Origin of the sequence: Streptosporangium sp. NPDC005286, assembly GCF_040607515.1 — a bacterium.
Taxonomy (GTDB): domain Bacteria; phylum Actinomycetota; class Actinomycetes; order Streptosporangiales; family Streptosporangiaceae; genus Streptosporangium.
In genome coordinates this window covers 18,424-40,462 of sequence record NZ_JBEXGU010000081.1, presented here as the reverse complement: position 1 = coordinate 40,462, position 22,039 = coordinate 18,424, and the positions used below count along the sequence as shown (strand labels likewise).

The 22,039-nt window shown below is 71.8% G+C and carries 19 protein-coding genes and 1 pseudogene; 10 read left to right on the top strand and 10 right to left on the bottom strand.

The features are described from left to right. Positions 1–95 precede the first annotated feature (95 nt). The 3 genes from ABZU75_RS26500 to ABZU75_RS26490 form a co-directional block, all read right to left on the bottom strand. Positions 96–608, bottom strand: a complete 513-nt coding sequence (locus ABZU75_RS26500; protein WP_355559465.1) for a hypothetical protein — start codon at positions 606–608, stop codon at positions 96–98. 659 nt (positions 609–1,267) lie between these two features. Further along, on the bottom strand, positions 1,268–1,411 hold the full coding sequence (locus ABZU75_RS26495) for a hypothetical protein (RefSeq protein WP_355559463.1): 144 nt from the start codon (positions 1,409–1,411) through the stop codon (positions 1,268–1,270). A 65-nt stretch (positions 1,412–1,476) separates the two neighbouring features. Then, positions 1,477–2,745: a transposase gene (locus tag ABZU75_RS26490; protein WP_355559460.1), complete on the bottom strand. Its 1,269-nt coding sequence runs from the start codon at positions 2,743–2,745 to the stop codon at positions 1,477–1,479. A 95-nt stretch (positions 2,746–2,840) separates the two neighbouring features. Here ABZU75_RS26490 and tnpA point away from each other — a divergent pair. Next, positions 2,841–3,196, top strand: a pseudogene (gene tnpA, locus ABZU75_RS26485) (IS200/IS605 family transposase). 589 nt (positions 3,197–3,785) lie between these two features. Here tnpA and ABZU75_RS26480 read toward each other — a convergent pair. After that, complete coding sequence (locus ABZU75_RS26480) at positions 3,786–4,394, bottom strand: TetR/AcrR family transcriptional regulator (protein ID WP_355559457.1); 609 nt, start codon at positions 4,392–4,394, stop codon at positions 3,786–3,788. 109 nt (positions 4,395–4,503) lie between these two features. Then, complete coding sequence (locus ABZU75_RS26475) at positions 4,504–5,319, bottom strand: SAM-dependent methyltransferase (protein WP_355559454.1); 816 nt, start codon at positions 5,317–5,319, stop codon at positions 4,504–4,506. Between the two features lie 315 nt (positions 5,320–5,634). On the opposite strand from ABZU75_RS26475, the gene ABZU75_RS26470 reads away from it, so the two are divergent. Beyond that, entirely contained in the window at positions 5,635–6,459 is an 825-nt protein-coding gene (locus ABZU75_RS26470) for a helix-turn-helix transcriptional regulator (protein WP_355559452.1), read from the top strand. 20 nt (positions 6,460–6,479) lie between these two features. Here ABZU75_RS26470 and ABZU75_RS26465 read toward each other — a convergent pair whose 3' ends face one another. Continuing rightward, positions 6,480–7,487: a zinc-dependent alcohol dehydrogenase family protein gene (locus ABZU75_RS26465; protein WP_355559449.1), complete on the bottom strand. Its 1,008-nt coding sequence runs from the start codon at positions 7,485–7,487 to the stop codon at positions 6,480–6,482. 11 nt (positions 7,488–7,498) lie between these two features. Further along, positions 7,499–8,173, bottom strand: a complete 675-nt coding sequence (locus ABZU75_RS26460; protein WP_355559446.1) for a pyridoxamine 5'-phosphate oxidase family protein — start codon at positions 8,171–8,173, stop codon at positions 7,499–7,501. Positions 8,174–8,468: 295 nt separating this feature from the next. On the opposite strand from ABZU75_RS26460, the gene ABZU75_RS26455 reads away from it, so the two are divergent. The 3 genes from ABZU75_RS26455 to ABZU75_RS26445 are packed head-to-tail and all read left to right on the top strand — an operon-like array spanning position 8,469 to position 11,671. Next, a complete protein-coding gene (locus tag ABZU75_RS26455) occupies positions 8,469–9,854 on the top strand; it encodes a cytochrome ubiquinol oxidase subunit I (RefSeq protein ID WP_355559443.1) in 1,386 nt (461 codons plus the stop codon). A gap of 21 nt (positions 9,855–9,875) precedes the next feature. Next, the gene (gene cydB, locus ABZU75_RS26450; RefSeq protein WP_355559441.1) at positions 9,876–10,871 is read left to right on the top strand and encodes a cytochrome d ubiquinol oxidase subunit II; all 996 of its coding nucleotides are present in this window, start codon (positions 9,876–9,878) and stop codon (positions 10,869–10,871) included. A 32-nt stretch (positions 10,872–10,903) separates the two neighbouring features. Continuing rightward, positions 10,904–11,671, top strand: a complete 768-nt coding sequence (locus tag ABZU75_RS26445; RefSeq protein WP_355559438.1) for a sugar phosphate isomerase/epimerase family protein — start codon at positions 10,904–10,906, stop codon at positions 11,669–11,671. A 2-nt stretch (positions 11,672–11,673) separates the two neighbouring features. Here ABZU75_RS26445 and ABZU75_RS26440 read toward each other — a convergent pair whose 3' ends face one another. From ABZU75_RS26440 to ABZU75_RS26430, 3 genes are all read right to left on the bottom strand, one after another. Beyond that, positions 11,674–12,252: an HAD-IA family hydrolase gene (locus tag ABZU75_RS26440; RefSeq protein ID WP_355559436.1), complete on the bottom strand. Its 579-nt coding sequence runs from the start codon at positions 12,250–12,252 to the stop codon at positions 11,674–11,676. A gap of 127 nt (positions 12,253–12,379) precedes the next feature. Continuing rightward, positions 12,380–12,934, bottom strand: coding sequence for a hypothetical protein (locus ABZU75_RS26435; protein ID WP_355559433.1), 555 nt, complete (start codon positions 12,932–12,934; stop codon positions 12,380–12,382). Between the two features lie 6 nt (positions 12,935–12,940). Further along, positions 12,941–13,363: a hypothetical protein gene (locus ABZU75_RS26430; protein ID WP_355559471.1), complete on the bottom strand. Its 423-nt coding sequence runs from the start codon at positions 13,361–13,363 to the stop codon at positions 12,941–12,943. Between the two features lie 383 nt (positions 13,364–13,746). Between ABZU75_RS26430 and ABZU75_RS26425 the strand changes: the two genes are divergently transcribed. From ABZU75_RS26425 to ABZU75_RS26405, 5 genes are all read left to right on the top strand, one after another. Continuing rightward, positions 13,747–14,361 (top strand): RICIN domain-containing protein, encoded by a 615-nt coding sequence (locus tag ABZU75_RS26425; protein ID WP_355559430.1) that lies wholly within the window; start codon positions 13,747–13,749, stop codon positions 14,359–14,361. Positions 14,362–14,515: 154 nt separating this feature from the next. Next, positions 14,516–15,136, top strand: a complete 621-nt coding sequence (locus ABZU75_RS26420; RefSeq protein WP_350923805.1) for a helix-turn-helix domain-containing protein — start codon at positions 14,516–14,518, stop codon at positions 15,134–15,136. A 45-nt stretch (positions 15,137–15,181) separates the two neighbouring features. After that, positions 15,182–15,892: an SRPBCC domain-containing protein gene (locus ABZU75_RS26415; protein WP_355559427.1), complete on the top strand. Its 711-nt coding sequence runs from the start codon at positions 15,182–15,184 to the stop codon at positions 15,890–15,892. Between the two features lie 265 nt (positions 15,893–16,157). Then, positions 16,158–17,036, top strand: coding sequence for a DUF4132 domain-containing protein (locus tag ABZU75_RS26410; protein WP_355559423.1), 879 nt, complete (start codon positions 16,158–16,160; stop codon positions 17,034–17,036). Next, positions 17,033–22,024, top strand: coding sequence for a DNA-binding protein (locus ABZU75_RS26405; RefSeq protein ID WP_355559421.1), 4,992 nt, complete (start codon positions 17,033–17,035; stop codon positions 22,022–22,024). Before ABZU75_RS26410 ends, ABZU75_RS26405 begins: the two co-directional genes overlap by 4 nt. Positions 22,025–22,039: the final 15 nt, after the last annotated feature.

Sequence of the window (22,039 nt, the reverse complement as noted above, 5' to 3'; positions counted from 1 at the left end):
GCCGGGCCGCCCGCTCGGCGGGAAGGCGGCCCGGTCGCCCTTCGGTGACGCTGCGGGCGTCGCGATGGCGGTCGGGCGGGCGGGACCTCGGGGGATCAGGCTGGGAAGTCGCCCGGAGAGACGCCGCGGGTACGGGCGTTGCCTCCCCTGGTGGGGGTGAGGGTGAGGGTCCAGATGGTCGAGCTGGTGGAGGTCGTGACGAACCTCAGCCGGTCGTCGAAGCGCTGGTAGGAGGGGTTGCGGGTGAACCTGCCGGTGGAGGTGCTGAACCTGTAGCCGGAGGTGTAGAAGATGGTGTAGGTGCCGTCCCTGACCACCCTGACGGTGGCGGTGGACCGGGCGCGGACGTAGACGCTGAGCGCCTTGGACCTGCCGCGGACCAGGGTGATGACGGCGTCCGTCCGGTTGCCGTTCTTGACCTTCAGGGTGCCCTCCCCGCGGCTGTAGCGGGAGTAGAGGATCTTTCCGTTACTCGGCCGTGCCGCAGCCTCCGTGACGGAGACCGTGACGGTCTCCGCGGTCGAGGCGGCCGCAGGGGTGGCGGCGGTGTAGCCGATCAGCAAAGCGGATGTGAGGATCGCTCCCGCGAGGGGGCGTAGATTGACCATTGCGCAAATATGACCAATCCTCGGTGGCAGGTCAAAGTCATTTGTGTCTGCCGCGACTTTTCAGCTGTTTTGCGAAGATATCGGAACCTTTGGCGAGCAAGAGAGCGCTTGAGGTGCCCGTACCGCATGCCCTGGCGGTGATCGCGGGGAGGTGAAATCCTGGATCGTTCCAGACGGGTGTCGTTTTTCGCGGGCTGCCAGGCGCCTCCTGCGCCGATCCCGTACTCGGGGCGGCCGATGGGAGAGAGGACGGCCAGGTCACCGGGCCGTGACGCGCACCCCGCGGCCGGTCACCTGGGCGTGTACCAGAGAGTGACCTTCTCCAGCTCCGTGGCGGGGCCACGTCCACGATCCCTGGACCGCTGTTCCTCCCCAGGCCCTCGTAGATCGTCAGCAGGATCCTCGTCCTGTTCCCGCCCCGGTGGGGGAGGGTCTTCAGTGACGTGTCGATGGTCCTGACCTGGTTGTCCTGGCCTCCCGCCGGATCCACGACCCGGACCAGATCGAATTCCCCGGCCAGGAACTTGTCGTCCGGGTTGGCGGCGGCGCGTGCCCCGCCCGGGGCGACCGCAGCGGTCGGGAACGTCCCCACCGCGCAGCGGGCCACGCTCGCCGATGACCGGGGCGAGGCTGGGGCCGTCGACGTACTCGCCGACGATCTACGGCCTGTCGCCGTCCACCCCGCTGTGCGGAACCTGCGCGGTGCAGAAGGCGGGCATCTTCCGCAGCGGCTCCATCGCCTCCCTGAACCGCTCGCGGTCCACGTCCGCGGGCAGTGGCCGCACGACCACCCGGTCTTCCAAGGGGGCCGTGGCAAGTTGAACTCCTCCCCGGCCTGGGGGCCGGAGGCTCTCCCGTCGCGTCGCGGTTAAGCGGCGCGCGGGGGTTGACGCTTCGCAGACCGGGTAACCCCGAGGTCTCCACGTCCTGACACCGGCGTTCCGACGGCGTTCTTGATATTGATCGCGGCGTTGGTGTCGGCGTGGCCGACCCACCCGCAATCAGGGTTGCGGCACGCGAACTTTGTTCCGTCGCGATTAGTGGCCTCGCGGTGGCCGCACCGGTGGCACGTCTGCGAGGTGCCCGCGGCGGGAACCTTGACGACCTGTCCGCCCCGGCCGGCGCTCTTGTATTCGAGCAGGGTGACGGTCCGGCCCCACGCCTCGCCGCTGATCGACCGGTTCAGCCCCGCCTTCTGGGCGACGTTCCTGCCCGGGGCTTCGATCGTGCCCTTGGCCGAGCGGACCATGTTCGCGATGGACAGGTTCTCCACCTTGATCACAGCGAAGGTGCCGGCGAGTTCGGTGGTGGTTCGGTGCTGCCAGTCGACGGCTCGGCGCTTGGCTTTCGCGCGCAGCCGGGCGATCTGGTCGTAGGTGCGCCGCTCCCGCCCCGAGGGGCGGGTCTTCTTCGGCCGGGCTGTGCGCCGGCGGGCCGACGTCTTCTCCAGCCGGCGCAGGTGTTCTTTCTCGCCGCCGGTGAGCCAGGGGCGGTGTTCGCGCATGGTGCCGTCCGACAGGGCCAAGGCGACGGTGATTCCCCGGTCGATCCCTACCGTGTGGCCTGGGTGCACGGCCGACCTCGGCGCGATGAGGGTTTGGGTGCGGAACACGATCTGCCAGCCGTGGGCATCCTTGACCAGGCGGGCTCCGGTGATCCGCCCGGCAGGTCCGCCCCTGGTGAGGCCGGGCAGGTCCTTGGTCCACCGAAACCGCACCCGCCCGACCTTGGGCAGATTGACCGCGCCCCAGCGCCGGTTGACCCGCTTGATCTGCAAATCGCGGGCCTGGGGGACGTCCACGGCCAACCGGGTCCGCAGGCGGCCCTTGAACGTGGGCCGTGTGGCGAGATGGTCGGGGTTGAGGAAATTCGCCCACGCCTGCCGATACGTTTTCAGCACCGCCTGCGCGGCCTGGGCGGGCAGTTGTCCCATCCAGTCGATCTCGCGGCGAGCCTGCCGGATCGCCGCGTCGCAGTCCTTCAACGTCGCGAACCGGCCCTGGCGGAAGGTGAAGTACTCATGCAGCAGGTTCCACGGCACGCGGGCGGTGTGCGCCTGACCATCCAGCACGGCCACCTGCTCTGCGCCGAGGTCGAGACGCGCCACGTGCGCCCGGGTCTGCTTCACTGACTCCACACCGTGATCGTATCGTTTGGTTTATGTCACCGTGATGGAATCCAAACCCCGATGTCCGGACAGGATGCCATGTCGTCTGCAACCTTCATGCGCATTTGGTGTTCGTCACCAAGTATCGGCGGGGGTGTTCACGAACGAGATGCCGGTCCGCTGCGAGGAGATCATGCGGGATGTTTGCGCCGGCTTCGAGGTTGAACTGCGTGAGTTCAACGGCGACCACGACCACGTCCACCTGCTGGTCCACTACCCGCCGAAGGTCGCCCCCTCCAAGCTCGTCAACTCACTGAAGGGTGTCTGGGCGCGGATGCTGCGCAAGGAATACAGCGCTCACGTCCGCCGGTACCCGTGGGGCGGGCATTTGTGGTCCTGCTCCTCCTTCGCCGCGAGCGTGGGCGGCGCACCGCTTGCGGTCCTCAAGCACTACATCGAACAGCAGAAGCGACCCGTGTGAGCTGACCTGCTCACGGGCACCGAAGGCCAGGGCACGCCCGCGCGGGCCTTCGCCCCCGGCGTGAACGACGCTGTTGCCCAATTGCCGCCGGTCGACGTCCGGCATCGTTATCCGGTACCGGACGCGCAGGTCGCGGAGATTGAAAACGAATTGGGCAACGGAGTCGTGAACGCCGGAGCACTGGCCCGCGGTTCGGTAGACGTTCTCCCTCAGTCGCCCCGTTATCCGGTACTCGTCCACACGTTCGGGATCCCCCACCTGGATGGGGCCGACGTCAGGCATGGTCTGGCTTCCTCTCCGGGGCATCTACGTTGAGATCACTAATTATGAGGATTCAACAGTACGAAGTGGAAAGCCGGTAATAAGAGATTGGATCTTCTTTGGATGCCGTTCCCGTGCGCCCGGTCACTCAGGCATATCCTGCCTGCATATCGCCTTTCTAGTGCTACTCATCGAAATATCCTCCCCTGGAGAGGATATTTATTGATGTAGGGCCTATTTGGGTATTATTCGCCCAGGCGTAGCCTTTTCGGACATATCCTGCCTTCGGTGGCTGCCGCCCCGGCGGGCGGGGCCGTAGGGGCCCGCCCTAGGGTGCCTGCCGCTCCCGTGCTTTCCCGGTGGCGCGCCAGGGGGCGAGAACCGCGTCGAGTTCGCGGCGGAGCCAGGTCTCCAGCGGCGCCTCGCGATGGATCGCCCAGGTGACCAGTGCGCCGTTGTAGGTCGACTGCACGGAGCGGGCCAGCTGTGCGAGGTCGGTGGGCAGGAGCTCGCCGGCCTCCGTGGCCCTGACGAGCAGGTCGTGGATCTCCTCACGCATGGCGCGGGCGTGCGCCCGCGCCTGGGCGTGGAACTCGGGGTCGCTGAGATCCTGGTGGAGGACGGCGAGGTGGTTGGAGAAGGCCACGGGGTCGGAGACCGGCCCGGCCAGGTCCGTCAGGTTGTCCAGCAGCGTCTCAAGGATCCCGTTCCGGGGGCCCGCCGCGCGCAGCCGCCGGCGGACGTACTCGGTGTCGCCCTGGTGAAGGCCCAGCAGCAGCGCGCGCTTGGAACCGAAGCGCTGCACCAGGGTGGCGGGCGAGAGCCCCGCCTCCTTGGCGACGGCCGCCAGGGTGAGCCTGGCGGGACCGACCCGGCTGACGACCCCCGCGACCGCGGCGAAGATCGCCTCGTCGCTGACGGTTCGCGGGCGTGGCATGGATCGATGCTAGCAACGGGGGTGGGCCGGCGATCACCTCCGCCCGAGCCGGACGCCGTTCCAGGCTCCGGGGGGGGCCGGGAGCGGCGCCTGGCCCACGGCATCCGGCCTACGGCTTGCGGCCGACGGCGCCGTACTGGGCGATCCGGGTGGGCTCGCCGCCGACGCCGGCCAGCTCGGGACGCCAGAGCGAGCACGAGACCAGGCCGGGTTCGAGCAGTTCCAGGCCGTCGAGGAAGGCGGCGATCTCCTGGCCGTTGCGGGCGACGATCGGGGGCTTGGCGTGCTCGTTCCAGAAACGCATCGCCTCGACGTTGCCCTCGCCGCCGAGTTCCAGGGTCGGGTGGGTGAGCACCAGATGGCTGCCGGAGGGCACGGCGTCCATGAGCCGGCGCACCACCGACCGGGCCTCCGCGGTGTCGAGGACGAAGTTCAGGATGCCCAGGAGCATGACCGCCACCGGACGGCCGAAATCCAGTGTCTTCGCCGCGGCCCGCAGTATCGTCTCGGGGTCGCGGGCGTCGGCGTCGACGTAGTCGGTGGCGCCCTCCGGCGTGCCGGACAGCAGCGCGCGGGCGTGCACGAGTACGAGGGGGTCGTTGTCGACGTACACGACGCGCGCCCGCGGGTTCACCCGCTGCGCCACCTGGTGGGTGTTGTCCACGGTGGGCAGCCCGGTGCCGATGTCGAGGAACTGCCGGATCCCCACCTCGCCGGTCAGATGGCGGACCACCCGCCCCAGGAACGCCCGGTCGGCGCGGGCCACATGGACGATGTTCGGGAACATCGCGAAAACACGGTCACCGACCTCACGGTCGGCGGAATAGTGGTCCTTGCCGCCCAGCCAGTAGTTCCAGACCCTGGCGTTGTGGGCGACATGCGGGTTGAGCTCGTTGGATCCGGAGGGGGGTCGCTCGCCGTCCACGCGTTCTCCTTGGAGTCGGATCGGGGCCGGGCCGGTTTCCGGGAGCCGTAAGGACCCGGCGTGCGCTCCGGCCGGCTGACTCGCCGGATCGCCGAGGCTGCCACGATCTTGCCATTACGTGTGGAGATGGTACGAATTTCTCGCGGAGAGTCTTCGTCCCACTGCGAAAAGCAACCTCGGCGTGAAAGTCTTGAAGAGTCACGGATCAAGCGGCTGCGATTCAGAGGAGCAGATTTGCGCATTGTTCGGGCGGTAAGTGCGCAAACCGATGGTCACAGCCCGGATCACCGGCAGGCCGGACCCACCGTGGTGCGCATGCTGGTGGGCGCGCAGCTGCGGCGGCTGCGCGAGGCCGGTCACATCACACGTGAGGAGGCCGGGGAGGCGATCCGCGGGTCGCACTCCAAGATCAGTCGCCTGGAGCTGGGGCGGACCGGTTTCAAGCAGCGCGACGTGGCCGATCTCCTCACCCTCTACGGGGTCGTCGTCGACGACGAACGCGCCCCGCTGCTCGCCCTGGCCGCGGAGGCCAACAGGCCCGGCTGGTGGCAGGCCTACGGTGACGTGGTTCCCGCCTGGTTCGACGCCTATCTCGGGCTGGAGCAGGCCGCGTCCCTCATCCGCGCCTACGACGTCCAGTCCGTCCCGGAGCTGTTGCAGACCGAGGACTACGCCCGTGCTCTCATCCGGTCCGCCTGCGCCGATGCCTCCACGTCCGAGATCGAGCGCCGCGTCGCCCTGCGCATGGAACGCCGGCGACTCCTGTGGCGTCCAGAGCCCCCCACGCTCTGGGCGATCGTCGACGAGGCGGTGCTGCGCCGCCCCGTCGGAGGCCCCGAGGTGCTGCGCGCCCAGCTCAGGCACCTCATGGAGATCGTCGAGCTCGGCCATGTCACGTTCCAGGTCATGCCTTTCAGCGTCGGAGCCGCCGCCGCGGTGACCGGCCCCGCCACCATCCTGCGCTTCCCCGAGGGGCAACTGCCCGATGTGGTCTACCTCGAACAGCTCACCGGCGCCCTCTACCTGGACAAGGCCGCCGACGTCGAGCGTTACTGGCACATCTTGAACCGCCTGGGCATCGAGGCCGAGCAGCCGGCCGCGACGACGGCCATCCTGCACCGCGTCCTCGGGGAGGTCTGAGCTCCTTTGGCCGGAACCGGTCAGGGGGAGGAGATCGTCAGGACGGCGGCGCCCTCGACCCGGTCGGCGGCCAGGTCGGCCAGGGCCCGGTCGGCCTCGGCCAGGGGGTAGGGCACCGTGGTCACCTGGGGCGGGTGGGCCATGGCGAGTTCCAGGTAGGCCCGGCCGTCGGCCCGGGTGTTGGCGGTGACGCTGCGCAGGGTGCGCTCCTGGAACAGGTGGCGCTGGTAGGTCAGAGGCGGGATGTCGCTGAGATGGATGCCCGCCACCGCGAGGGTGCCGCCCCGGTCCAGCGCGGCCAGCGCGACCGGTACCAGCTCGCCCACCGGGGCGAACAGGATCGCCGAGTCCAGCGGCTCGGGCGGGGCGTCCGCGGCGTCGCCCGCCGAGGCCGCGCCCAGCGTCATGGCCAGTTCCCTGGCTCTGGCCGAGCGGGTCAGCACGTGCACCGTCGCGCCCTGGGCGATGGCGATCTGCGCGGTCAGATGCGCCGAGGCGCCGAAGCCGTAGATGCCCAGGCGCCCGCCGGGAGGAAGGTCACTGCGGAGCAGCGCGCGGTAGCCGATGATCCCGGCGCACAGCAGCGGTGCCAGCTTCTCCGCCGGCGCCTCCGGCGGCAGCGGGTAGGCGAAGTCCTCGGGAACGGTCAGGTATTCGGCGTAGCCGCCGTCGGCGTCCCAGCCGGTGTAGGTCGAGCGGGGACAGAGGTTCTCCGAGCCCCGCAGGCAGTAGCGGCAGTGACCGCAGGCCGAGCGGAGCCAGGCCGCGCCCACCCGGGTGCCCGGCGACAGCCGCCCGGCGCCGGGACCGGCGGCCACCACCCGGCCCACGGCCTCGTGGCCGGGGGTGGTCCTCGGACGGCGTGGCCGTAGGTCGCCCTCGGCGAGATGCAGGTCGGTCCGGCAGACCGCGCAGACCTCGACGCGGACCAGCACCTCACCGGGCCCGGGGGAGGGGACCGGGACGCGGACCCGACGCAGGGGACGCGAGAGGATCGGCCCCGGGTGGGTGACGACCCAGGCGTCCATCTCCGCGGGGATCACAGGCCGCGCCGGATGCGCCGGCCGCTGACCTCGGCGGCGGTGATCTTCACGTACAGCTCCCGTTCGCCTCCCGCCCACGGCCGGACGCCCAGCGCCGCCAGGGTGGCCCGGTCCTCCTCGGAGGAGACGTGCTGGATCCCGCCGCGCACCAGCACGCTCCAGCCCTCGTGGCAGGCGTCGTCGATCCGGTCGACCTCGAAGGCGACCTTGCACTCGACCCCCTGGACCCCGGTGCGCAGGGGGCCGTCGAGCGGGCCGCCGAAGGCGGTGCGGAAGATCACCGAGTCACCGAGCAGGGCGTAGTCGACCGGAAGGATCACCGGCCCGTCGGCCTCCTCGAAGGCGATCCTGCCCACCCCTCCGGGGGTGATGAGCCGCAGGCACTCGTCCCGGTCGAGCTTCTCCAGCACGGGGTGACCTGCCGCCCGGCCGTGGCCGGGCGGCAGGTCGGTGTACTTGCCGAGCAGCTCCTCGGGCCTGGTGTCCAGGGCGGTGGCCACGCGGTTCACGGTCCCGGTGTTCGGTGAGGCCACGGACTCCTCCAGGTAGGCGAGATAACCGGGATCGATTCCGGCCCGCCTCGCCAACTCCTCCCGGCTGAGGCCGAGATCCTCGCGTCGTCTGGCGATCCGGCGGCCAAGGTCGCCCGGCGCCGATCTGCGTCCGGTCATGGGTTTCTCCCACTGCGAAGATCGATGTCGCTGCGAGTCCGGGGCTCCTCCGGCTCCGCGTCCCCCGATCGGCATCACCTGAGGCCTCCCCCGCAGCCACACACCCCTAACCCACCGCCTCACCTGCGGAAACCTCGCCGCCGTCCGTGATCTTCCACAGCGAGGGCCGTAAGTCCCGGATACCGGGGCGAGGGGGCGGGACCAAGGTCCTTCCGATCAGGGCCCGGCGGCCCTACGTGGCAAACACCCCTAATCGGAATCCTTGCGGAGATATCACTCGTGAGACGGAGCATTGATGGACGTCTTGGATCTGTCGCGCTGGCAGTTCGGGATTACGACGGTCTACCACTTCCTGTTCGTGCCGCTGACGATCGGTCTGTCGGTACTCGTCGCGGGATTCCAGACCGCCTGGCACCGTACGGGCAATCCCACCTATCTGCGGATGACGAAGTTCTGGGGCCGCCTGTTTCTGATCAACTTTGCGATGGGGGTGGTCACCGGCATCGTGCAGGAGTTCCAGTTCGGGATGAACTGGAGTGACTACTCCCGCTTCGTCGGTGACGTGTTCGGTGCGCCGCTGGCGATGGAGGGACTGATGGCCTTCTTCCTGGAGTCCACCTTCCTCGGACTGTGGATCTTCGGTTGGGAGAGACTGTCGCCCAGGGTCCACCTGGCCACGATCTGGATCGCCGCGATCGGCACCAACCTGTCGGCCTACTTCATCCTCGCCGCCAACTCCTGGATGCAGCACCCGGTCGGCTACCGCCTCAACCCGCAGACCGGCCGCGCGGAGCTCACCGACATCTGGGCGGTGCTCACCAACTCCACCACCCTGGTCACCTTCCCGCACGTGCTGTTCGGCGCGTTCATCGCCGCCGGGACGTTCGTCGCCGGGGTGAGCGCCTGGCAGTTGCTCAGAAAGAGGCATGTGGAGCTCTTCCGCACCTCGGCGCGGGTGGCCATGGCCGTCACCCTGGTCGCCTCGGTCGGGGGGGCCGCCTCCGGGCACTGGCAGGCGCAGATCATGACCGAGCAGCAGCCGATGAAGATGGCCGCCGCCGAGGCGCTGTGGGAGGACGAGACCTCCGCCGGCTTCTCGCTGTTCGCCGTCGGCGATGTCGAAAACGGTCGAAACCACATCAACCTGCAGATCCCCTACGGGCTCAGCCTGCTGTCCACCAACACGCTGGACGGCCGGGTGGAGGGCATCAACGACATCCAGGCCCGCTACGAGGCCATCTACGGCCCCGGTGACTACCGGCCGGTGGTCGGTCTCGCCTACTGGTCCTTCCGGCTGATGATCGGCTTCGGCGTGCTGGCCGCGCTGCTGGCCCTGGCCGGGCTCTGGCTCACCCGGCGCCGCAGACTCCCCGCCGGGCCGTGGTTCCACCGGATCGCCATCGCCGGCATCGCGCTGCCTTTCCTGGCCAACTCGCTGGGATGGATCTTCACCGAGATGGGCCGCCAGCCCTGGACCGTCTTCGGGCTGATGCGTACCGCGGCCGCCGTCTCACCGGGCGTCGACGTCACCGAGGTCGCGATCACCCTGGTCGGCTTCACCCTTCTCTACGCGGTGCTCGCGGCGATCGAAGTCCGGCTGCTCCTCAAGTTCATCCGCCTCGGCCCCGAGGACGAGACCGAGAAGCCGTCCGAAGACACCACCCCCGCGCTCTCCTACTGAGGCACCCACCGAGGAACCCCCATGGAACTCACCACCGTCTGGTTCGTGCTCATCGCCGTGCTGTGGACCGGCTACTTCGTCCTGGAGGGATTCGACTTCGGCGTCGGCATCCTGCTGCCGCTGCTGGGCAGGGACGAGGCCGACCGCAGGACCGTCCTGGCCACCATCGGGCCGGTCTGGGACGGCAACGAGGTCTGGCTGCTGGTCGCCGGAGGCGCCACGTTCGCCGCCTTTCCCGAGTGGTACGCGACCCTGTTCAGCGGGTTCTACCTGCCGCTGTTCCTCATCCTCGTCGCGCTCATCCTGCGCGGCGTGGCCATCGAGTACCGCAACAAGAGCGAAAGCTCCCGAGGCTGGGACCGCACGCTGTTCATCGGATCGCTGCTCCCCGCCTTCCTGTGGGGCGTGGCCTTCGCCAACATCGTCCGGGGCGTCCCGCTGGACGCCGACCACGAGTACACCGGGACGCTGCTCACCCTGCTCAACCCGTACGCGCTGCTGGGTGGCCTGGCCACGCTCTCGCTGTTCGTGCTGCACGGCGCGCTCTTCCTGACCCTGCGCACCGACGGCGACCTGCGCGCCCGCTCGGCCGTCATGGCGAAGAGGCTCGCCGTGGTCACGCTGGTCGTGGGCGGAGCCTTCCTGACCGCCACCCAGCTCATCGGGGGCAGGCCCGCCACCTGGGCGAGCGCCGCGCTGGCCGCCGCCGGGATCGCGGGCGCGCTGCTCGCCACCCTGCGCGGCCGCGACGGCTGGGCCTTCACCGCCAACGCGGTGGCCGTCATCGCCGTCACGGTCACCCTCTTCGGTAACCTCTGGCCCGACGTGATGCCCGCGCTGGACCCGGCCAACAGCCTGAACGTCGACAACGCCGCCTCCAGCCCGTACACGCTCACGGTGATGACGTGGGTCGCCGTCGTCTTCACCCCGCTGGTCCTCGCCTACCAGGGCTGGACCTACTGGGTCTTCCGCCGCCGTCTGACCCGCACCGACCACGGAGGCGCCCACGCGGCCTAGCGTCTACGATGAACGTTTTCCAAGGGGGCTCGATGCGGTTGGCGTTCAGCACGCTCGGCATGCCGGGGCAGGGCCTCGCGCGGGCCGTCGAGACGGCCGTGGCGTACGGGTGCGCCGGGCTCGAACTCCGCCTCCACCCCGATACCGGGGTCCACGCCGGGCTCTCCCCGGCGCGGCGGGCGGAGGTCCGCGCGGCCGTCGGGGCGGCCCGGCTGGAGATCTCCGCCCTCGCGGGATATGTCGGGATCGCCGTGACCGGCCCGGACGAGCCCGTGGTACGGGAACTTCGCGAGGACCTGGTCCTCGCCGCGGACCTGGGCGCTCCCGCCGTGCGGGTCTTTCCCGGCGGGCAGGACCTCGAGGCGGGGGCGCGGCGGCTGCGCGCGGTCGCGGACCTGTGCGCCGAGTCCGGGGTACGGGTGCTGGTGGAGACCCACGACGCCATGCCGACCGGTGCCGCGGTCGGGCGGCTGCTGGACGCCGCGGGCGTGCCCGAGACCGCGGGCGCGCTGTGGGACGTGCTGCACCCGTGGCGCCACGGCGAGGCGCCCGCCGACACCCTGGCGGCGCTGGGCGATCACCTCGCGTACGTGCAGATCAAGGACGCGGTCTCGGCGACCGACACCACTCCGGTGCCGATGTGGGCGGGCGGGGTTCCCCTCGACGGGTGCGGCGATCTGCTGCGCGGCTTCGGTGGCTGGGTCTGCCTGGAATGGGAACGCACCTGGTACCCGCAGGTGGCGCCGGTGGAGGAGATCCTTCCCGGCGCCCGCGAGTGGGTGGCGCGCTTTTTGGCCTGACCTCAGCCCCGGTGCCACGAGGACGGTCGCGCCGGATGGAGGACGGCGTTGATACCGAGCGCCGCCGCGGCGCGGACGTTGACCGCCCGGTCGTCGAGAAAGGTGACGTCACCGGGGGCGGCGTCGAGCCGGCGCAGGACCTGCTCGAAGACGGCGGCATCCGGCTTGGCCAGGGCCAGCCGGCAGCTGTAGAAGCGATGGGTGAACGCCGCGGACCACGGCGCGTCGTCGATGGCCACCGCCAGCGACTCGGGGGCGTTGGACAGCAGGGCGAGCCGGTGGCGCCCGGCGAACCCCTCGATCGCGCGCAGGGTCTCGGGGTTGAGGTGGGACCAGCTCGCGGTGTCGGCCGCGTCGAGCCTGGCCACGAGGGGATCGCCGTCGTCGAGCGTCCGGCCGAGGACCTCGCTCCAGTACGCGTGGGGGGCCTGGCCGAGGTCGTAGGCGTCGCGGTGGCGCCAGTAGCGGTCACCGAAGGTCGCGAGATCCTGGCCGGCGAGCTCCGCCATGACCGCTATCTCGCCGGCGGGCTGTGGCATGGAGATGACCTCGCCGTAGTCAAGCAGCATCCATGTGGTCACGGGCTCTCCTCGTTGTGGGCCGGCACCGGCGTGCCCGGCGCCTCTCCAGACTGCCCGGCGCGCCGGGGTGGAGAGGCACTTCCGGATCGGAAGTCTCAGATTTCCTGGGCGGTCGCGGTTCGGCGCCTCAGCCGGTGACGATCGTCAGGTCGGCGCGGGCACGGACGTCGTCGCGGATGTGGAAACTCTCCTCCTGGGCCGCCCAGCGCTCCCAGTGCGGGGCGTAGAGATCGCCGTCGCGCCCCAGCGCGCGGTCCTTGCGTACCTCGTCGGCCGCCTCCAGCCAGAGCAGGCCGCTCAGGTACGGCGCGGCGGCCAGCGCGCCGGAGCCGGTGCCGTCGACGACCAGGGTCCCGGCGGCCGGAACCTCGTGCCACTCGGCGTACGCGCCGTCCGCCCAGTCGTAGCGTCGCCATCGTGCGGGCCGGTCCAGGCTCAGCGGCAGCAGGATCCACTCGACCAGCGCGTCGACCCCGCTCAGCAGGCCGTCCCACCCCGGGTAGAGGTCGTCCATCCGTATGACGGGAGCGGCCGGCTCCGCGGCCACGGCGGTGGCGAGGGTGGACTTCCCCGACCCCGACCGCCCCTCGACGGCCAGGACACGGGTGCGCCCCGCCCTGGCGGGGCGGGCGCGCAGCCAGGCGGAGATCCGCGGCGCGTGGCCGTTCACGGCCGGCGTCATCGCGCGTCACCCCGGCCCGGCCGTCCGGCGGGCCGATGAAGCGAGCCAAGGAACTCCGCCAGCGCGGAGGTCGTCTCCACCGGCCGCTCCAGTGGCGGTAGGTGACCCGTCCGGGGCAGGTCCAGCCGGCGTGCCCCCGCGATGCCGTCGGCCAGCAGGCCGGACACGGCCTGGATCTGCGGCACGTCGGCGAGTCCGTTGACCACCAGCGTGGGCACCCCGATCTCGCCCAGCCGCCCCTTCGCCGGTGGATCGAGCTGCCGTTCGGCGGAGGGCTGCCCGCTCCACCCCGAGCGCGTCGAGCACCACCAGCAGGTCCTCGTGGTGCGCGAACCCACCGGCCGCGTCGCCGGACTCGCCGTACCCGCGCCAGTCGTAGCGGATCACCCGGTGGCGCGCCGACAGCGCCAGGAACTGGTGCTCCCACATCCGCCGGTCGGCTATTCCCGCGTGCGCGAACAGCACCGCGGGACCGGAGCCCGCCTCGTCGTACGCGAGTTCCACGCCGTCTCGTCGAATCGTCGCCACCCAGGCAACCTACCGAGCGGACGCCGCCCCCGGAGCGCGTGTTCGCCATCGACGAAGCGCCGCAGGGGCCCGCGCGACGGCCGAGCCATCCGCCGGGTTCGGGCGGGCAGGCTCGCCCGAGGCGGTGTCAACCGCGGGAAAGGCCCGTGGACGGCGTCCCGCGTGGCGGGTGGCTCCGGCCGGCGACGACCGCCTATGGTGGCGTTGCCCAGGTCAAATGATCATTCAGTGGTCAGGGGCGTTCTCCCCTCGCGGTCGAAAGGTTCGAGATCGAGGAGGGCCTCATGTCCCGCAGACATACCGTGACCAGGGTGTGCGCCTGGGCGATCACACTTCTCGCCTCCGCGGCGCTGCCCGCCGTCGGAGGCGGGCCCGGGGCGGCATCCGGCGCCCGCGCCGTGGCGAATGCCGAGAGGCCTCCGCTCCCGGTGAGCGCCGCGGCCGCCAACACCCTGATGCTGACGAACGTGCAGACGGGGAAGTGTCTGACCATCGCGGGCGGGGTGAGCACCGACAACAACGTGACGGCGTTGCAGTACGACTGCGACGCCCACCCCTCGCGCCGCTGGAGGTTGATCGATGTGACCGGTACGGGGCAGTACCAGGTCAGGAATGTGCAGACGGGGAAGTGTCTGACCATCGCCGGCGGGGTGAGCACCGACAACAACGTGACGGCGTTGCAGTACGACTGCGACGCCCACCCCTCGCGCCGCTGGAGGTTGGCCGATGTGACCGGTACGGGGCAGTACCAGGTCAGGAATGTGCAGACGGGGAAGTGTCTGACCATCGCGGGCGGGGTGAGCACCGACAACAACGTGACGGCGTTGCAGTACGACTGCGACGCCCACCCCTCGCGCCGCTGGACGCTGAGGCTGGCAGGTCCCGTACGGGAGGGCTGAACGTGCTCCCGTCCCGGCTCGGGTGACTCGTGTGAGAGGGCTCGCGGGAGTCGCCCCGGCCGCTCGCGGGCGAGTGCCCGGATGGTCCTTTCGCGGGGGCCGGTCGGCCGTGCCGAAATTGACAGTTTAATTTGTCTAATGGTTTCATCGGGGCATGTCCGCGACCGAGATGACGCTCATGGACGAGCCCGACCGCCTGCGCGTGGCGCTCACCCCGATCCGCCGCCGGCTCCTCGACCGCCTGCGCGAGCCCGCCTCGGCGGTCCAGCTCGCGGCCGAGTTCGACCTGCCGCGCCAGCGGGTCGGCTATCACATCAAGGTGCTGGAGGAAGCCGGGCTGGTCGAGCTGGTGGAGGAGCGTCCGCGGCGCGGCTTCGTCGAGCGCGTCATGCGCGTCACCGCCAACGCCTTCCTCGTCGACCCCGGCGTGCTCGCCCCGGCCACCGAGGTCGCCGAGACCGCCGAGTTCGACGAGGGGTTCCGCCGCGTCGCCGACAGGTACGCCGCCGAGCATCTCGTCGAGGTGGCCGCAGGCACCGTGCGCGAGGTCACCCGCATGGCGGCCGCCGCCGACCGGCAGGGCGTCCGGCTGCTGACGTTCACCGTCGAGGCGCGGGTGCGCTTCGCCGAGCCCGGCGACGTGCACGACTTCACCGACATGCTCGCCGAGGCCGTCTCCCAGGTCGCCGCCCGCTTCGACGCCCCCGGAGGGCGGCCCTACCGTCTCGTCGTCGGCGGGCACCCGGCCCCCGGCCCGAGAGGAACCGGCGGCTGATCCTCTCGCCGTGACCAAGGTTCGTTCCCCCGCTGGAGGTATTCGATGACAGAGAAGCCGTTCTTCGTCGAGGTCACCATCGCCGCTCCGGTCGAGGACGTTTGGGGCGCGCTGCGCGATCCCGAGCGGATCCGGCGCTGGCATGGCTGGCACTTCGACGGCCTCGACAAGGAGATCGAGGTCATCTACCACCAGGATGTCGTCGAGTCGGCGGCCGAGCACCGGCTGGAGGTCCAGGGCGGTGACCTGTTCGAGCTGACCGACCTCGGCGGCCGGACGCGCCTGCGGATCACCCGGGCCCCGCGCGGTGGCGACCCGGACTGGGACGCCTACTACGACGACGTCACCGAGGGCTGGATCACCTTCGCCCACCAGCTCGCCTTCGCCCTGGAGCGGCACCCGGGCGCCGACCGGCGCACCGTCTTCCTCTCCGGCGCGGCGGCCACGCCGGTGCTTGAGGCCGCCGGTCTCGCAGCCGTGGCCGAGCTGCCCCCCGCGAGCCCGTACGAGCTGTCGGGGCCCACCGGCGAGACGCTGCGCGGTGAGGTCCGGTTCCGCTCGGCCAACCAGGTCGGTCTCACCGTCGAGGGCTGGGGCGACGGCCTGCTGGTCGCGGCCCAGAGCCCGCCCTCGCACGTCAACCCGGGCGGCGCCGCGACGATGGTGCTCACCGCCTACGGCCTCGACGACGCGGCGTTCGCCGATCTGGAGTCTCGCTGGAACGCCTGGTGGGGGCGGAACTTCCGGCCGCTCTAGCGGGTGAATCCCCCGGTGGCGCACAGAGCGTGGTCGTGGCGCGGCCCCTCGCCTCCGGGGCGAATGAGCGGCACCCGGCCCGGACCCCGCCTGCCCGGCCGTCTTCGGCATGGGCCGTCCGGCGCCGGAGCCGTTCTGGCCCGGACCATGCCCGCCGGGTTACGGGTTTGTCGGTCAGGGGCGTTAGCGTTCCGCGCATCACGGTCGCGGGTGCGGAGATCCCCGCGAACGTCGGCAATCCGTGCGTGGTGAGAGGCGGGATCCCTTGGGCTGGCTGGCGGCGGGCGACGGGTATGAGGTCGCTCTTGTGGAGGGCCGGGTGGCGGCGAGGGCCACCTCCGGCCGTGCGGCGGGACGGCGGCTGAAGTCGCTGCCCAAACAGGTGCGCGAGCATCCCGAGGTCGAGCGGCTGCGCCGCCTGGCCGAGTGGCTCGACCGGCACGGGGCCGTCTGCGTGGCGCGGGTGGACGCCTGGATGGTGTCATCCCTGCCCGTTCCCACCGAGCTGGTGGTCCGGGTGTGGCCGGACGAGGCGTGGCGGTCGGTGCTGCGCGACCTGGTGGTGGTCGGCGACGACGAGGTGGGTTTCCTGCGGGACGTCACGGACTCCGGCGAGCTGCGGATCGTGAACCTGGACGGCGAGACCGTCCGGTTGTCCCCGGAGACGGTGACCCTGCCGCATCCGGTGCTGCTGCCGGACCTGGAGGAGCTGAGGGAGTTCGCCGCGGAGCTGGGCGTGACCCAGCGCGTCGAGCAGATCCACCGGGCGACCTGGGGCAGGCCGGTCGATCCCGCGGAGCCGGGAAAGCCCGGGGAGAAGGCCGCGGAGGTGAAGGAGTTCGCCGGGGGAAGGTTCGCCTCCCGGTTCGGCCTCGCCGCCCGCGCGACCTCGCTCGGCTACCGCGTTTCCGGTGGCTACGCCACCTGTGTGGTGCGCGACGCGGGGCGGAGCGCCGAGGCCGCCGTCTGGATCGGGGAGCCCTACTGGGACGGCGAGACCGAGACGGGCAACCTGACCTGGCACGACCGGGAGGGCAGACGGCTGCCGTCACGGGAGGTCGGCCCGGTGGCCTGGTCGGAGGGAATGCGCATGGCCGCGGCGCTGTACGCCGGCCGCGACGTCGAGAAGGGAACGAACGCGTGAGCCGTACCACGTCGTCGCCGGGCACCCCGGCGATTCAGCCGTCCGGGGAGCCGGAGCGGGCCGAAGTCACGGGCGCGGCCATGGCCCGGGAGTTGCTGGAGGCCGGGGCGGTCCTGCCGTCCGGCACGAGCGGGGGCGGCGAGCGGGCGGTGCCGCTGACCGCGCGCGCCTACCGGCACCCCGGGCTGGCGGACCGGGTGGTGGTGCGCCTGGTCGCCGAGGAACTGGGCGCCGCGGAGGATGCCGCGGCCCGCTTCCTCGGGCTGGAGCCGGACGGCGAGCCGGCCGTCGTCGGGGTGGGCCTGCGGCGCTCGCTCGGATTCCCCGAGTGGGTGCTCGTGCATCACCCACGGGACGGCCACCACGCGCTCGCCCTGGTGCCGGAGTTGGACCGCGCGGGCAGGCAGGCGAAGTCCAAGCCGAAGGCCGCCCTCGACGCCTACCAGCGGCTCGCCACACAGCTGGCCGGGGCCGTCCCGCACTTCCTGCCGACGTTCCTCGAACAGGCGGGCCGGGTGTTCCTCTCGGTGGAGAACACCGCCTATGCGGCGCAGTTGTTCACCCAGGCGCGCAGGGCCGAGACCGAGCACGGCCTGCCCGTCGACGAGGACCGCCTCGACGCGGTTTTCCTGGAGTTCGCGCTCGCGGGAGCCCTGCCGGTCAAGGCCCTGTCGGCGTACGCGAAGGAGCTGGCGGGCCGGGTGCCGGCCGACGAGGCCCTGCGCAGGGTCCACCGGCTGTGCGTGCGCCGCACGGCGGGCGGACTGTCGCCGTCCGCGCAGATGGCCACCGAGCTACGCCGCCTGGCCAGGGCCGCCGGGCGCGACGCGGACGCCGAGGAGCAGGCGTACCTGGCGGACCTGCTCGGCCTGTCCGCCACCTCCGGGGCGCCGACGGGCTGGTGGAAGACGCATCGCCCCGCCCTGGTGGCCCTCGCCCGGAGGGAGCCCGCGATCCGCGGGACGCTGCTGAACATGATGCCCGCCAACGGCGACGACGAGATGCCCGCCCTCTGGCTGGAGGTGCTGGAGGCGTCGGGCGCCGCCGAGGGTCTGGTGGGAGGCGAGGAGGTGCCCGAGCCCGAGCGTCCCGCCGACGGCACAGCGGGCTGGCTCGATCGTTTCCTGGGGGTCTGGAATCCCGGCTGGCGGTCCGGGGCGCGGCTGCCGGGCCTTTACGCGCTGGTCGAGCGCGTGGCGGTACGGTTGCGCGCCGAACTCGCCGCGACGGGCGGGGCCGTCCGGTTCAAACCCGACCCCGACCTGCTCGACCTGCTGCTGTCGCTGGAGGTCCCGGCCGCCGATCCCGGTGACGACGCGCTCCTGTCGCTGGAGTCCTGGGCCCCCGAGGAGGAGGGACGCGACCTGCTCGCGCTGGCCGCGGATCCCCGGTTCAGGCCCGCGTTCCACCGCGCGGCCGACAGGTTCCACGACGACACCGACGGGCAGCGGGCGGTGCGCCGCCTGACGGCATCGCCCGGCGGCCGGACGATGCTGGCCGACTGGGTGGGCGGGGTCGCCCGGCGCTCGGTCGCCGCCGGCCTGCCGCAGCTGCCCGAAGCGTTCAGGCGGCTGACCTGGCTGCCCGGTGAGACGCTGGCCCTCGCGGGGGAGGAGGTCGCCGAGGCGGCCCGCGCCGACCTCGCCGCCGAGCTCGCCAGGACGCTGCGCGGTGGGCTCCTCGACGAGCTGGGCTGGCCCGCCTGGGACGAGGCGGTCGCCGCCCTCGTCGATCCGAACAACCTGAACCGGATCGAGGTCGCCGACGCCTGGCCGAACCTGATCGTCTCGGGTCCCTCCCAGGCCAGGGTGATCGGCCCGGAGGGGACCGTGCTCACCCACGACCTGCGCCCCGCCCCGGACGGCACCTGGGGAGATCCCGGCTTCCACCACGTCGACGGCGAGTTCCTCGTCTACTGGCACACCTACGGCGCGGGCGACGAACTGCGCGGATACTGGCACTCCTCGGCGGGCACGATCCTGACGCTGGAGGGGACGGACAACAGGTGGATGCTGGGCACCGACACGGTCACCCTGCCGCTGCCCGGCGGCGGGAGGGCCACGGGCGCCGGTGTGCTGTACCCGGGTGACACCGCGGTGCCCCGCAGGCGCCGGCTGATCGGGGACGGGACCTCGTTCTGGACATGGGACGGCGACGTCGAGCACTGGCGCGAGCACGACCCGTCCGGCATGGCGGACGGCAGGCTGAGCATGCCCGGGTTCCTCGCCGACGCGCTGCGCTCGGCACCGGCGGGCAGCACCTTCCACGGAGGCTGGGTGCTGCCCTTCGAAGGAGAGGCGACCCCGGCCGGCGTCCCGGTGGGCGGCCTGCTCGGCTGGCGGATGGTCCGGCTGCCCGACGGGTCGCTACGCGGTGAGGACCTGGCCGGTCGCGCCGTCACCCTGCGCGGCGGCCAGGACGGCCCCGGGCAACCGTCGCGCGCGGTGACCTTCCCCGGCGACGACCGGCCGCGTGCCCTCGTCGAGGACTACCGCGAGATCAAGCTGGTCGACCCTGAGGGCGCCGTCGTCACGACGGCCTTCACGGAGAGGGAGCCCGGGCCCTTCGCGGAGGGCACCGTGCTGCTGCCGCCCCCGCGTTACTGGCACCTCATGCGGGCCCGTGACCCGGAGGGCTCACTGGCCCTGCGCGGGATCGACAGGGAGACGGCGGCGGCCCTGCTGAAGGCCGCGACTTCCCTCGACTCCGCGCGGCTCGCGGACCCCGCCCAGCCGGGGCAGGCGCCGCCGCCCGTGCGCTCCGCGCGGGAGGAACTGCGCGAGCTGGTCCGCACACTGCTGCCGCGGCTCACCCACGACGCACTGGTCTCCGGGGTCGCCGGAGTGGTGGCGTTCGCCGCCGCCCAGCAGGCGACCCTGGACGCGGCGTCGGCCAGGCTCGCCGGTGCCCTCGCGGGCGAGCAGGCGGAGCAGGAGCCGGACGGCCCCGATGACCAATCGCTCATCGAGGCGCTCAACGGCCTCGGTGTATCGGGCAGCTTCTGGTCGCGGCGCGTGCCGTCTCGCGGGGTCCTCCGGCAACTCCGGACGATCGGCCAGGAGAAGCAGAACCCCTCAGGCCCGATCGTCCGCCTCCATCTGGACGGCCCGGCGCTCGCGCAGTCCCTGCTGAGCTGGGAGCCGCTGCTCGACCGTTCGGCCGCGATCGCCTACCGGGCGGCGTCGGCGTTCGAACCCGAGCAGGCGGAGGCGCTGCGGAGGCTGCTCTTCGAGCTCGACGAGCTCGGACTGGCCTCCGCGGCCGAGCCCGCCTCGTGGCGCCGCCTCGTGGCGCACCTGGAGCACGGCTGGCTCGACGGTGCCCGGGACAAGTGGTCCGACAGCTACTGGCGCGGGGTGCTCCCGCTGGAGAAAGGCGCCTTCATCGCCTTCCTGGAGGCCGTCCCGGAGGACGACGGCTGCGGTTTCACGGCACTCTTCCACGACCCTGCCGGTCGCTTCGACGTCCCCCACCCCTACACCGTGCGCTCCCTGGGCCCGGTCGGCGAGGTCAGGCACGCGGGCTGGCTCGGGGAGTTCCTCGGGGAGCTCGCCGGACGCGGTCCCGTGCCCTGGCGGCCGGAGGGTGCCGAGGAGTTCGCACGGCTCACCGGGGTCACCGCGACGACGGCCCGGCTGGTCGTGGCAGGGCTGCCGTACGTGGACACCTACCAGCGCAACTTCCTGCCCTCCGGCGTGCGGACCGCGCTCGGCCTGAAGGCGGCTGAGGCCGCCGTCGCCAAGAACGAGCTGCATCGGCTGGACGACGACGTCCGGCGCGAGGTCGTCGCCGCGCTGCTGCCCGCGAACCCGGCCGCGCTGTGGACCGACGGCCCGGACGTGGCCGCCGCCGCACGGGTGTGGAACGGCAGGGTGGGACGGCGCGCCGCCGTCCCGGAGTGGCTCCTCGGGGAGGCGACCCGCGCGGTGCGCACCGGATGGGAGCCCGGCCGGGCACTGCCCGCCCTGCTCGAACCGGCCTTGGCAGCAGAGCTCAGCACGGACCTGCGCTGGCGGGTGAAGGGCGACCGTGTCTCCCCGGTCGACGGCGCCGGCACCGGGTTCACCGAGTCCACGCTGGTCTCCACGGTCGCGCTGGCCGCGTGGCTGGCCCACCGGCTGCCCTCGGGCGATGCCGTGCGGGCCGCACTGCCCGCGGTGCTGGCCGCGGTCTCCGACCGGCTGGCGAACCCCGAGCTCCTGCTCGACCTGGGCCGCTACGTCGACCTCCCCGGATTCAGGAAGGTCGCCGGAGCCCCCACCGAGGTCGCCGAGGGCTGGGAACGCTACGGCGCGGTGATCATGGCCACCCATGACGACCAGCCCGCACCAGGCCTGCGCATCGCCCTGCTCGACGCGTCGGGGAGCGATCCCTACCTGCCCGCCCTGCGGGCCCTGACCGGTGACCAGGGGCAGCCGTTCCCGGTCGAGACGGCACTGCGCACCGCCCGCGACCCGCGTTTCGAAGCGCTCCTCGCCGATCCCGGAGACCCCGGGGCGGGGGAGCGCGCGGCCGACGGCACCTGGTGGCCGCAGGATCCCTCCCGTTCGGTGCCCGCGCTGCTCTCCGAGGCCGCGGAGCGGTACGGGCTGGGCCAGGACGCCGCCACGCTCTACCTGGCGCTGCTCGCGATGCCGGACCCCACGGACAAGAACGTCACCCGGTGGACCGGATGGAAGCCCGCGCGGTTCAAGGCGGCCCGCGCCGAGCTGGCCGCCACCGACCTGGTGGTCGAGGCCGGCCGCGCCCGAGCCGGTCGCTCACTCTTCCTGCCGGGAGCCTGGACGGACCTCAAGGCTCCGAACCTCCCGCTCGAACAGTGGAAGCTCCCCATGTTCGACCTGCTCGGCGCGGAGGGCGCGCCGCTCGGCGTGGCCGTTCCCATCGAACCCGCCGCCGATCTCTACGCCAGGGCGTGGCAGCGGGTCCGCGACGGCGACATCCCCCGATTCGAGGAGCTCCGCGTGCGGCGCGGCAGGCGCCGCTGAGGAGGGGCGGGCTCC